General features: G+C 57.4%; 8 protein-coding genes, 1 tRNA gene and 1 riboswitch. Of the genes, 2 read left to right on the top strand and 7 right to left on the bottom strand.

What is annotated here, in order from left to right; all coding sequences use genetic code 11:
• Window positions 1–74: 74 nt before the first annotated feature.
• Window positions 75–242: riboswitch (Lysine riboswitch) on the bottom strand.
• A gap of 121 nt (window positions 243–363) precedes the next feature.
• Complete coding sequence (locus HMPREF0762_RS05340) at window positions 364–1,464, top strand: amidohydrolase (RefSeq protein WP_006362481.1); 1,101 nt, start codon at window positions 364–366, stop codon at window positions 1,462–1,464.
• Here HMPREF0762_RS05340 and HMPREF0762_RS05335 read toward each other — a convergent pair.
• The 5 genes from HMPREF0762_RS05335 to HMPREF0762_RS05310 form a co-directional block, all read right to left on the bottom strand.
• Window positions 1,461–2,657: a pyridoxal phosphate-dependent aminotransferase gene (locus HMPREF0762_RS05335; protein ID WP_006362480.1), complete on the bottom strand. Its 1,197-nt coding sequence runs from the start codon at window positions 2,655–2,657 to the stop codon at window positions 1,461–1,463. The genes HMPREF0762_RS05340 and HMPREF0762_RS05335 overlap by 4 nt on opposite strands.
• Window positions 2,658–2,667: 10 nt before the next feature.
• Complete coding sequence (locus HMPREF0762_RS05330) at window positions 2,668–4,020, bottom strand: citrate/2-methylcitrate synthase (RefSeq protein WP_006362479.1); 1,353 nt, start codon at window positions 4,018–4,020, stop codon at window positions 2,668–2,670.
• A gap of 228 nt (window positions 4,021–4,248) precedes the next feature.
• Window positions 4,249–5,610 (bottom strand): Nramp family divalent metal transporter, encoded by a 1,362-nt coding sequence (locus HMPREF0762_RS05320; RefSeq protein ID WP_006362477.1) that lies wholly within the window; start codon window positions 5,608–5,610, stop codon window positions 4,249–4,251.
• Window positions 5,604–6,959: a magnesium transporter MgtE N-terminal domain-containing protein gene (locus tag HMPREF0762_RS05315; protein ID WP_009079326.1), complete on the bottom strand. Its 1,356-nt coding sequence runs from the start codon at window positions 6,957–6,959 to the stop codon at window positions 5,604–5,606. The genes HMPREF0762_RS05320 and HMPREF0762_RS05315 overlap by 7 nt, the downstream gene beginning before the upstream one ends.
• Before the next feature lie 150 nt (window positions 6,960–7,109).
• A tRNA-Arg gene (locus HMPREF0762_RS05310) sits at window positions 7,110–7,186 on the bottom strand.
• A gap of 362 nt (window positions 7,187–7,548) precedes the next feature.
• On the opposite strand from HMPREF0762_RS05310, the gene HMPREF0762_RS05305 reads away from it, so the two are divergent.
• Window positions 7,549–8,199: a 5-formyltetrahydrofolate cyclo-ligase gene (locus HMPREF0762_RS05305; protein WP_245935509.1), complete on the top strand. Its 651-nt coding sequence runs from the start codon at window positions 7,549–7,551 to the stop codon at window positions 8,197–8,199.
• A 144-nt stretch (window positions 8,200–8,343) separates the two neighbouring features.
• On the opposite strand, the gene gyrA is transcribed toward HMPREF0762_RS05305, so the two are convergent.
• Together gyrA and gyrB are read right to left on the bottom strand one after the other, a co-directional pair.
• Entirely contained in the window at window positions 8,344–10,800 is a 2,457-nt protein-coding gene (gyrA, locus tag HMPREF0762_RS05300) for a DNA gyrase subunit A (RefSeq protein WP_006362473.1), read from the bottom strand.
• A gap of 15 nt (window positions 10,801–10,815) precedes the next feature.
• Window positions 10,816–12,762, bottom strand: a complete 1,947-nt coding sequence (gene gyrB / locus HMPREF0762_RS05295; protein WP_040619063.1) for a DNA topoisomerase (ATP-hydrolyzing) subunit B — start codon at window positions 12,760–12,762, stop codon at window positions 10,816–10,818.
• Window positions 12,763–12,895: the final 133 nt, after the last annotated feature.

Here is a 12,895-nt window from a genome sequence, read left to right as displayed (position 1 = left end):
TCCTCCTTGTGAACCTCCTAGGCAGGATGCCCTGCCGGAAATCGAAAGAGGCCATGCGCGACGGCGTTCCCTCTTGGGCAGATAGCACCCCTGCGATCTCGCGCAGACAGTCCGTCCGGTATCCCCCGACGTCCCACCGTCGTGCCATGCCTGGCCCGCCGGTTCGGCGAACGCGCCCTTGCTCGGTGTCGTGGCCCGCCGGCTCGACCGAGCGCCCTCTTGTTCGCGCCTCTATCGTAGGAAGCAACGTATCATGCCCGATGCGTCTGGCATAGAGAATTTACGTCGACGCATAAAAGACCCGTTTTTCGGAGGGTCGCGGATATAATCCGACGAAACAAGCCGCTCACGCGAGGAGCCCCTATGATCGATACGCTCACACGCATCCGACGCGATCTTCATCGCATCCCCGAACTCGACTTCGATCTGCCCCAGACCATCGATTATGTGCGCACCGAGCTCGAATCGCTCGGATCGGACGCGGAGATCTTCTCACCTTGCAAAAGCACCGTCTGCGCATTCTTCGACTTCGGTTCCGATGCGACCACGGCGATTCGGTCGGATATGGACGCCTTGCCCGTCCGCGAGGAGACAGGAGTGCCGTTCCGTTCGACGCACGAGGGACGCATGCACGCATGCGGCCACGACGGCCATATGGCGATGGTTCTCGGGCTCGCCCATCGCATCGCCCACGATCCCGAAGGCATCGCGCGCAATGTGCTGCTCGTGTTCCAGCCGGCCGAGGAAACCACCGGCGGCGCGAACGTCGTCTGCAAGTCGGGCGTGTTCGAACGATATCGCGTGGATAGGATCTTCGGATTCCATCTGTGGCCCGACTTGCCGAAGGGCACCATCGCCAGTCGAAGCGGCGCGCTGCTGGCGGCCTGCAATGAAATAACCGTCACCATGAACGGGGTCTCGAGCCACATCGCCAAGGCGGCCGAAGGACGCGACGCGCTGGTTGCGGGGGCGATGTTCGTGCATGAGATGAACGTCCGCATGGATAAGGAGCGATCGGAGCCCTGCCTCTTGAAGTTCGGCCACATGACGAGCGGCACGGTCCGAAACGCCATCGCGGCCACGAGCGTCGTCGAGGGAAGCCTGCGCACGTTTTCCCTTGAGAAGCGTCAGACGCTGCAAGCCGCCATCAAGGACATCGCTCGAAAAGTCGCCGATGCGGAGGGTTGCACCTGCACCGTCGATGTTTCGGAAGGATATCCGCCGGTCATCAACGACGCCGCGCTCTTCGCGCGGGCGAAGGAATCCATACCTGAGCTCGAAACGATTCCCGAACCGCTTCTCATCGCCGAGGATTTCTCTCATTACCAGCAGCACCTTCCCGGCGTCTTCTTGCTGCTGGGCACGGGAACAGGCATCCCGCTGCATGCGAGCACCTTCGATTTCGACGAACGCGTCCTTGAAGCGGGATTGAGCGTCTACGAACGCCTCGTTCGCATTCCTTAAGAACGCGCCTTCAGCGCGCGTATGAACGAAGCCAGTCTGATCAGGCCTTCGTTCAAGGTCTCATCGTCGCATGCGTACGAGAGGCGTACGTGGCCTTCCCCGCCGAAAAGAGACCCAGGCACGAGAGCGACGCCGGCCTCTTCGATGGCCCTCTCGCAAAACTCTTCGGACGTAAGGCCGAAGGGGCGAATGGGGGGAAACGCATAGAATGCGCCTTGCGGTTCGACAAGATCGAGGCCCATCACATGAAGCGCATCGACGACCAAGCCTCGGCGGCGGCGATAGGCCTCCATGAATGCCGCGGTATCGTAGGAAAGCGCTTCGAGCGCAGCGTGCTGGATGAAGGACGGCACGCTCGACACGGCGAACTGGTGCACCATCGACAGCTTCGCGACAATGGGCGCGGCAGCGGCAAGCCATCCGAGCCTCCAGCCTGTCATGGCATACGGCTTCGAAAAGCTGTCGACAACGACGACTCGATCCCTGAGCTCAGGATGACGCACGGCGAAGCCTTCGTACCCTGCTTCGTATACAAGTTTTCTGTACACGTCGTCGCAGATGATGTATACACCATGTTCACGGGCGACGAAGGCCGCCGCATCCAGGCTTTCCTCGTCCAAGATGCTTCCGGTCGGGTTGTTGGGGCTTGCCAAGACGATCGCCTTGGTCCGCCTGGTCACGGCAGCCTCAAGCTTTTCCCTAGCCAGCTGAAAGGAATCCGCCTCGGTATCGACCAGGACAGGGCACGCGCGGCAGAGGCGCGCGATGGATTCATACAAGATGAAGGCGGGCGTGGGAATGACGACCTCGTCCCCCGGGTTCAAAAGCCCCATCATCGTCACGAACAAAGCCTCGGTTGCGCCGGATGTGACGACGATATCGTCCGCATCGTAGGACAGACCTCGCCTGACGCAATCGCGCGCGATGCCTTCGCGCAAGAACGCATGGCCGTTGTTCGGAGGATAGTGCGTCATGCGCGCATCCAGATCTTCCTGCACGCGTGACACGATGATATCGGGGGTATCCTCCCCCGGCTCCCCAAGCGTAAGCGAGATGCATCCAGGCGTCTCGGCGGCAAGACGCGAGAATCTGCGGATCCCCGAAGGACGTACCTGATCGAGCGCGCCGTTCAACGGCAAGGGCTTTGCCATATCGTACCCGGATGCAGGTTTCGAAAAGACCGTCTGCGCCATGCCGGGTTTCCTAATCGCGGTCTTCGATCGAAATATACGGACGTGCATGCCCGGTTTTTTTATACGCAGGCCGCATGATGCGCTTGCCGGATACGATCTCTTCGAACCTGTGGGCGCTCCATCCTGCCATGCGGGCGCACGCGAAGATAGGAGTCAGCATGTCGCGAGGGATTCCCAAAGCCGAGTACACGCATCCGCTGTACAGATCGACGTTCGCGCATACCTGCTTCGTCGTGCCCTTCTCGCGCATGAGATCGGGCGTAAGCTGCTCGATGAGCTCAAGCAGGCGGAATTCGCGTTCATACTCGGTGCCCGAGACGAGATCTTTCGCGTATTCATGCAAGACCTCGGCGCGCGGATCGGAGAGCGTATAGACCGCATGCCCCATGCCGTAGATAAGACCGGTACGGTTATAGGCCTCCTTGCGTAGGATACGACGCAGGTAATCGGCAACCTGTCCCTCGTCGGTAATGTCCTTCACGTGTTCTTCGATGTCGTCGGTCATGGCGAGCACGCGATTGTTCGCGCCGCCGTGCCGCGCGCCCTTCAGGCTTCCGATAGCCCCCGAGTATGCAGAGTACGGATCGGTGTCCGAGCTGGTGAGCGTGCGACACGTGAACGTCGAGTTGTTGCCTCCTCCATGTTCGGCATGGAGCATCAGCATGATGTCGAGAACGCGCGCCTCTTCCTCGGTAAAGGAACGATCGGGGCGAAGCATGGAAAGGATGGTTTCCGCCGTGCGTTCCCCCGGAACGAAATGATGGATATACAGAGACTCGCCGAGGAATTTATCCCTCATCGCGCAATAGGCAAGAACCGCGATGCGGGGCAGGCGGGACAGCAGCATGATCGCCGTGTCGATCTCATGAGCGTACGAGCGATCCTCAGCGTCCTCATCAAAGGCGTACAGCTGCAGAACGCTGCGGGAGAGGCAGTTCATCACGTCGCGTGTCGGCGGATGCAGGATATAGCTTGTCGTGAATCCATCGGGCAGGTCGCGCGCATCGTCGATCTTCCTTTGGAACACATCCAGCTCTTCTTGGCTCGGAAGCTCTCCGCCCATAAGAAGGTATGCGACTTCCTCGAAGCCGAAGCGCCTTTCGGATACCACATGATCGACAAGATCATGGATGTCGTACCCGCGAAACGAAAGACGGCCCCTATCGGGAGTCCTGTCTCCATCGCATACGACATAGCCATGAACGTTCGAGATGTTCGTCACGCCGGCGATGACGCCTGTGCCGTCCGCGTTGCGCAACCCGCGCTTCACGTCGTATTTTGAGAAATACGACGGATCGACGCGGTGCGTTTCTTCGAAATTCGAATAGAGAGGCAGTTCCTCGATCATGGCATCCCCTTTCATGCATGAATCCCTTCAAGGCATGCATGAAATTGTACCGTACCTTGCGTTTCAGGCATGCAGAACTCTATGAGCAGCGAAAACTCCGGTATAGCGATTGAGTTGCCGAAGCTGTTTCACGTGAAACATGTCCATCGAAACATACCTATCCGCGCGATCATCGATGCGACGATCGATCTGCGCGATGAGGCCAGCACCGGCCTTTCAAGGCGCTGCAACATGGCGCGAGCCCTATAACCCGAGAACCTGCATGATCAAAAGCGCCACCGTCAGAATCGTGACGATCGCGACCGTCGCCCACACCGCGATCTTTCCCGCAACGCCGCTTACATGGGTTCCCATAAGGCGCTTGTCGGCGGCAAGGAGAGCCATGAACACCAAAAGGACGGGGAGTATGACGCCGTTGATGAACTGCGCGGTCAGCATGATGCCCATCAGGTTCATATGAGGAATGAGCACGATTCCGGCGGATAGGAATATGACGAATGAAAGAATGCCTTTGAACACCGGTGCTTCACGCCACGTGAAGTCGACGCCCGCTTCCCAGCCGAACGCTTCGCACAGCACATACGATGTTGTCAGGGGCAGTACGCAGGCCGCAAGGAAGCTTGCCGCCGTCAGACCGGCGGCGAAGAGCACCTTCGCGTAGTGGCCTGCGAACGGAGCCAGGGCGCTTGCTGCGGCTTCTGCCGAATCGACGCTTATTCCCTGGGGGAAAAGCACCGCTCCTGTCGTCACGATAATGAACCACGCGACGATGCAGGCCACGATCGTGCCCGTTGCGACGTCGACCTTCTGCCCGAACATATCGTCCCGAGAAGCCGTGACCCCCTTATCGACCACGTTGCTCTGAGTGAAGAACATCATCCAAGGCGCGATAGTCGTGCCGATCATCGCAATGACGAGGGAGATGAAACGCATGTCTGCAGGAATCGCAGGCGTAACGGTCGCCTGGGCAACGTCTCCCCAATTCGGCCCCGCAAGGAACGCAGCGATGATATACGTGATGAAGACGAGGGAGACCGCAAGGAACACCTTTTCCACGCTCTTATAGCTTCCGCGCGTGATGAGAATCCAAACGATGCCGGCGGAAAAGGGGACGCTCACCCATCGAGGCATGCCGAAGAGTTCGGCCCCCGAGGCGATGCCGGCGAACTCGCTGAAAGTCGTCGCAACGTTGCCCACAAGCAGCGCAGCCATCGCAAGGGCAGCCAAACGAATGCCGAAACGCTCTCTGATAAGAGCGGCGAATCCTTTGCCTGTCACGGCGCCCATACGCGCCGCCGTCATCTGCACGACCAAGAGCAGCACGCACATGACGGGGATGACCCAAAGCGTCGCGTAGCCGAATTCAGCGCCCGCGGTCGAATAGGTGGATATACCGCCCGCATCGTTGCCCGCCATGGCGGAAACCACGCCGGGCCCCATAGCGCTGAGCAGAAGCAGGACGAACGGCTTCGTCGAAGAGGCGGAACGTGCGACGGAGCTGCGTTCGTCGCCCTCCGACACGCCGGTCATGAGCCGTTGGGCATCCTCGTCTCCTGAAGTCGCAGCCTGAACGACTTCGTCGTAGGATGCGTCCTTCTTTACCATGACGAGACTCCCGCCAGGTGCAGCACGAGCAGCGTGTACAAGAACAGGAGGATGACGCCTGCCGCGACAGCAAGCACCACCTTGCCGAAGGTGTCTATCGCCTTCTCGTCTTCAGAGCTGTCTTCGATGACTTCGATGGCATCGTCAACGGTGACGAGGCCGAGCATATGTCCGCTTTCATCGACGACAGGAAGCGCGACCATATCGTACTTCGAAATGTCAGCCGCCACTTCGTCTTCGTCTTCGTTCGGGTCTACCGTGATGACGTCGGTGAACATGATATCGCTGAGGACGGTCGAGGGCTGGGCGAGGACGAGCGTGCGCAGAGACAGAATGCCTGTCAACTTCTCGCTGTCCTCTTCAAGGACGTACACGTAATGAACCGTCGGGAAGTCTTCGTCCAATCCGCGCAGGACCTCGATGGTATCCCCTACCGTATCGTCTTCGAACATCGAGACGAACCGCGTCGTCATCATGCCGCCGGCGGTATCGTCCTTGTACCCCAGAAGCGAGCGGATCTCCGCCGCATCGTCGACGCCCATAAGACGGAGCAGGCGCTCGGCCTTTTCATAGGGAAGATCGCGGATAATATCCGCCGCATCGTCAGGATCCATATGTCCAAGCAGGCCGGATACTTCGGCTACATCGAGATCCTCGAGGGCCTCCGCCTGGAACTCGTCCTCAAGTTCGGCGATGACCTCGGCCGACCGCTCGGCATCCAGATGGCGGAAGACTTCGGCGCGTTGGCGGGGATCGAGCTGCTCGAGAATATCCGCGACGTCGGCAGGATGAAGCTCCTCGAGGCGTTTATGCGTGACGGACAGTTGGACTTTAGAGAGGTCACGATCGAGCAGGTCCATGTAATTCCAGGCAATGATCTGCTCTTTTATATCTATATTGAAGAGCCCGCCGATACCGACGACGGCCTTTTCCAGCAAAGGATGCAGGCCGCGCAAGATCCCGCGGACGCCGACCTCGGCGCCGAGCAAACGCAGCTGAGAGCCGCTGGGCGAGATCTTCAGGTCGTTCACGCGAACAATTTTCAAGCCCTGCGTATCGACGATCTGCTTATCGAGCAGATCGCGAGCGAGAAGGATCTCTCGCGGCTGAAGATAGCTGAACCGGATGTTGAACGCCTCGGTATTCAAGACCACCTTGTCGTCGGCGTAATCTTCGACATACTTGCGCCAACTGATCATGAATGGCGTTCGACCAGGCCCTTTGAATGCAAGCGATGTGATACGAGGAAACACCTCGCCTGTTGAAATGGCGAGATCGGATACGATTCCTAGTTTTTCACCCGTCGAATCGTATACGGGCATGCCGAGCATGGCGGATAAATAGAACATGGCTCCCCTTCATGCGCACGACCTTCCAGGCCCACGCATGAAGCGAAGGTGAAGGTCATGAGTGAAAATTAGATTTTCGAACCTTCAATGTCATCCTTTGAACGCATCCATAAAAAAAGGCGCCGCTGCGCCTTCGGTTCTGCAAGAAAATGGTGCGCCGTGGGGGATTCGAACCCTCGACGTTCTGATTCGTAGTCAGACCCTCTATCCAGCTGAGGTAACGGCGCACATCGATGCAGCGGAGTTATCTTAGCAATACCCCTACACCGTGTCAACGAGAAATCACAGGAGCGGATTCTCTGACGCCATATCTCATTCATATATCATCGGTATCCTCCTGTTTACAGTATTTGAACAGGTATTTCATAGAAAAAGACGCTGTGCCGGGGGATAGGCGAGATGGATTGTCGCGAAGCCATAGACGGTTGTTCGTGCCTGGCTCCCGAATAGGGAGCGAAACCCCCGAACGCACGGAGATATCCGAAGCTTCGTCGTGTTAACGCAAGAGAAATACTATGCTCCGACAAACCCTCGATGCGGAAAACGACATACCATGGACCTTCAGAAGCAAACGATGGAAAGGCGCGGCATGAACACAGCGCATAGCGCGGACTCGAAGCAGGAAGCGCGGAGCAAGGCCATTGCGGCTCGCGCAGCAATTCCCGATGAGATGCGCATCGTCAAATCACAGGCTATCGCCAAGAAGCTCTCATCGCTTCTGGAAGAATCGCATCGAGCATACGTCCGCAGCATCGATCGCCCCGATCTCACGTCTTCCGCTTCGTTTTGCGTCGCCGTGTATTCGGCGTTTCCGAAAGAAGTCGACCTGACCCCGTTCATCAAGGATGCCTATGCTTCGCATGTGCGCGTCGCATTTCCCTGCATGACGAAAACAGGCCAGGGATCGGAAATGATCATGAGAAGCGTTTCGCATGCCGCATGGCTCACGGAGGAAGCGCCCTTCGTCATGTCTCCTATCAATTCCTTCGCGCTCGATGATTCGCGCGTCCAGCCATTCAAGGTCGTGGCTCCCGAAGAGATCGATATGATCGTCGTCCCTATGGTCGCCTACGATGAAACCCATAACCGACTCGGATACGGAGGAGGCAACTATGACCGCTTCCTCCCCCGCTTGAAAGACTCCTGCGTGATCGTCGGCGTTGCATTTGTGGAACAGCATCTCCCCGGGATTCCCCGCGAATCTACCGATATCCCCCTTAGATCCATCTACACGGCATAGAAGGCCTGGCTTTCGTTTTATCAATTCTTTAGCCGATCATATGTGAAACGACCCCTCAGAATCGATTCTGAGGGGTCGTTTTTCGTTCGATCCGATGCGGTGCGCCTAGGTTCGTTCGCTGTCGAAATGCTCGCCGCCGAAATCCTAGTCGTCTTCGGTGGAAATCGCTACCGCAGTCACCTTGTCCTTGTTCGCGACATTCATGACGCGCACGCCTTGCGTGGCACGTCCGAGTTCGCTGACATCGGCCGCCTTCGTACGGATGATGATGCCGCTCTCGGAAATGATCATGAGCTCGTCGCTTTCGGCGACGACCTTCATCGCGGAAAGGTTGCCCTTCTTGGCCGTCATCACGATAGTGAAGACGCCCTGTCCGCCACGATGGTGGGACGGGTATTCGGAGACGGGCGTGCGTTTGCCGTACCCGTTCTCTGTGATGACAAGCAGATCGGTGTCGGGACGGGCGATCTCAAGACCGAGGACCTTCGTATTCGCCGGAACCGTCATGCCGCGCACGCCCATGGTGTCGCGTCCCATGGAGCGGACCTCTCCCTCGTTCCATTTAATCGCCTTTCCGGCGCTCGAAACCATGATGACGTCTTCACCTGATTTCACGCGGCGAACAGCGATCAGCTGATCATCTTCCTTAAGGTTGATGGCGATCAACCCGTCTCGGCGCGTGCGGTCGTACAGGTTCATGGATGTCTTCTTCACCATGCCCTGTTCCGTGCCGAACATCAGGTATTCGTCTTCAGGGAAGTCCTTCGTCGCGATGACCGCGGCGATGGACTCGCCTTTGACGAGCGGCAGCAGATTCACGATGGCCGTGCCGCGTGCATGACGGCTCGCCTCGGGAATTTCGTAGACCTTCAGGCGATAGACCTTGCCGGCCGTCGAGAAGAACAACATGTAGCTATGAGTCGATGCGACGAAAAGATGCTCCACGAAGTCGTTTTCTTTAAGATTCACTCCCTGCATGCCCTTGCCGCCGCGCTTCTGCTGGCGATAGGCGGATACAGGAATGCGCTTGACGTAGCCGGCCTTGGTCACCGTCACGGCAACCTCTTCATCGGCGATCAGATCCTCGACGTCGATGTCCTCGGCTTCGCCGCAGAGCGTCGTACGGCGCGGCGTATTGAAGCGCCCTTTGATCTCGAGCAACTCTTCCTTGATCACCTCGCGCACGAGGCTTTCGTCAGAAAGGATGCGTTTGTAATACGCGATCTTCTCTTTGAGTTCCGCCAGCTCGTCTTCGAGCTTATGGCGTTCCAGCCCGGTCAGGCGGCGAAGACGCATCTCGAGGATCGCCGCGGTCTGCGCCTCGGAAAGGTTGAAGCGTTCCTGCAAACGCTCGGATGCTTCGCGGTCGGTCTGGGAACCGCGGATGATCTTGATAACTTCATCGATGTTATCAAGGGCAATGAGCAGGCCTTCTAAGATATGGGCACGCTCTTCGGCCTTACGAAGATCGAAACGCGTCCTGCGTACGATGACATCTTCCTGATGCAGGATGTAATGCCGAAGCATCTCACGGAGAGAAAGCGTGCGGGGCACCCCGTCGACCAAGGCGAGATTGATGACGCCGAACCCGACCTGAAGCTGGGTATGCTTATAGAGCTTGTTAAGCACGACCTGGGGAATAGCATTCGACTTCAAATCGATGATGATGTCGACCGGGCTGTTGCGGTCGGCGCCGTCATGGACGTTCGAAATCTCGGGAAGCTTCTTGTCGCGTACGAGCTCTCCGATCTTCTTCATCAGGTTCGTGCGGTTGACCTGATACGGAATCTCGGTGATGACGATGCTCTTCTTGCCTGTCTTGCTCTCGATGATCTTATGGCGCGAACGAACCGTCAAGCTGCCGCGACCGGTCTCATACGCATCCTTGATGCCCTTGCGTCCCATGATCAGGCCGCCCGTCGGGAAATCAGGACCAGGAATGACCTGCATGAGCTCGTCGACCGTCACGTCGGGATTGTCGAGCATCAGGCAGGTGGCATCGATCGCCTCGCCGAGGTTATGGGGCGGAATATTCGTAGCCATACCGACTGCAATGCCGTTCGACCCATTGACCAGGAGATTCGGAAAACGGGCAGGAAGCACGACAGGTTCTTGCAGACTCTCGTCGTAGTTCGGTTGCCAATCGACCGTTTCCTTGTCGAGGTCGCGTAGAAGCTCCATCGCCGGTTTGGCCAGGCGAGCTTCGGTGTAGCGCATGGCCGCGGCGCTGTCGCCGTCGATCGATCCGAAGTTTCCATGCCCGTCGACCAGAGGAACGCGCATGGAAAAGTCTTGAGCGAGTCGCACCATGGTGTCATATACCGCAGAATCGCCATGGGGATGGTACTTACCGATGACGTCGCCGACCGTACGGGCCGACTTCGCATGCGGGCGCGTAGGCAGAATGCCGGAATCGTGCATCGCATAGAGAATGCGGCGATGCACGGGTTTCAGCCCGTCGCGGACGTCGGGGAGCGCGCGGGACACGATGACGCTCATCGAATATTCGAGGAACGACGTGCGCATCTCGCTGCCGAGCTCGGCCAGACGGACTCCGGTTCCGCCCGAATCCGCTTCGTTCAGGATGTCGTTATCAGACACGTTCGCACTCCTTCGTTAGATATCCAGGAACCGCACGTCGCGGGCATGTTTTTGAATGAATTCCTTACGAGGTTCGACAAGTTCTCCCATAAGCTCGCTTACCGCAAGCTCGGCAGCAGCTGCGTCTTCGATATCGACCTGCAGAAGCGTACGGGTCTCAGGTTCCATCGTGGTCTCCCAAAGCTGTTGGGGATCCATCTCACCAAGACCTTTGTATCGCTGCATCTCGTACTTGTCGGGATTCTCAAGCTTAGCGACCAATTCGTCTTTCGCCTCATCGTTGTAGATGTATTTGAGGATCTTTCCCGAGGCGGAATTCTTCTTCTTCAGACCATACAACGGCGGCTGGGCGATATAGACATAGCCGCGGTTGATGAGATCGGGCATATACCGATAGAAGAACGTGAGCAACAGGCAGCGAATATGGGCGCCATCGACGTCGGCGTCGGTCATGATGATGATGCGATGATACCGGGCCTTCTCGCCGTCGTAGTCTTCGCCGATATTGGTGCCGATGGCAGTGATGAGACTTGAAATGGTGTCGCTCGACAGCGCACGGTGGAGACCGGCTCGCTCGACGTTCAGAATCTTGCCGCGCAAAGGCAGAATTGCCTGGTATTTGCGGTCGCGGGCTTGCTTCGCCGACCCACCTGCGGAATCACCCTCGACGATGAAGATCTCGCATGCGGATGGGTCGCGGCTCGAACAGTCGGCAAGCTTGCCGGGCATGCTGAAACTGTCGAGCACTCCTTTCCGGCGAGTCATCTCGCGTGCCTTACGTGCTGCTTCACGCGCTTTCAGAGCTTGGGAAGCCTTGTTCACGATACGTTTCGCAGGCGTCGGATTCTCTTCGAGGTATTCGGCGAGCCCTTTGGTCACGGCTCCTTGCACCAACCCACGGATCTCGGTGTTGCCGAGTTTGGTCTTCGTCTGGCCTTCGAACTGTGGTTCATGGAGTTTGACGCTGATAACGGCGGAAAGTCCTTCACGCGCGTCATCTCCGGTCAGATTGCTATCCTTCTCCTTGAGCAGGCCCTTGGCACGGGCGTAATCATTGATGGTCCTGGTCAGAGCATTCTTAAAACCTTCAAGATGCGTACCGCCTTCAGTGGTGTTGATGTTGTTGGCGAACGCTTCGACGCCGTTTGCGCTGTAGCTCGTCGTCCACTGCATCGCGATCTCGACCGTGCCGTCTTTGTTCTCGGCCTCGAAATAAATAGGTTTATTCAGCGTCTCTTTACCGTTGTTCAGGTATTTTACGAAATCGACGATACCGCCGGCGTATTGGAACGAATCGGTATGGGGATTCCCTTCCTCGTCGAGATCCCTCTCATCATGCATTTCGATATGGAGCCCGCGGTTCAAAAACGCCATCTCGCGGAAACGGTTCTGCAGGATCGAATAATCATATACCGTGGTATCGGTGAAGATTTCAGGATCAGGCCAGAACGTGACGATCGTGCCCGTCTTCTTGGAATTTCCGATGCGCTTGAGCTTCTCGGTCGTGACACCTCGCTCGAAAACGATGCGATACCGCGATCCATCACGGCATACATCGACTTCCATACGCGTTGAAAGCGCATTTACGCAGGAAACGCCGACACCGTGCAAACCGCCGGAAACCTTATACCCTTCCCCACCGAATTTACCTCCTGCATGAAGTTTGGTGAGAACGACTTCGACAGTCGGAATCTTTTCCTTCGGATGCTTGTCCACCGGAATGCCGCGCCCATCATCGACGACGGTCACGGAATTATCTTCATGGATGGTCACGTCGATTTTGCTGCAGAACCCTGCAAGAGCCTCGTCGACCGAATTATCGACGACCTCGTAGACGAGATGATGAAGCCCGCGCGGGCCGGTCGATCCGATATACATGCCAGGACGTTTGCGAACCGGTTCCAAACCTTCGAGAACCTGGATATCTCTGCCGTCATAATGGCTCGGTTGCTTATCAGCCACGTACCTGCTCCTTTTCATGCATTGAATCGGTGCGATAAGAGACGAGCAAAGGCCGCTTCCGCGGCCTTTGCTGCCAACTCTCAAATTTTACCATAAATATACCTTTAATAACTTTATGGAAAACCCCTCTAAA

Source organism: Slackia exigua ATCC 700122 (genome assembly GCF_000162875.1).
GTDB classification, from domain to species: domain Bacteria; phylum Actinomycetota; class Coriobacteriia; order Coriobacteriales; family Eggerthellaceae; genus Slackia; species Slackia exigua.
Note: the sequence above shows the minus strand (reverse complement) of the source record. Positions and strands in the feature narration are given on the sequence as shown.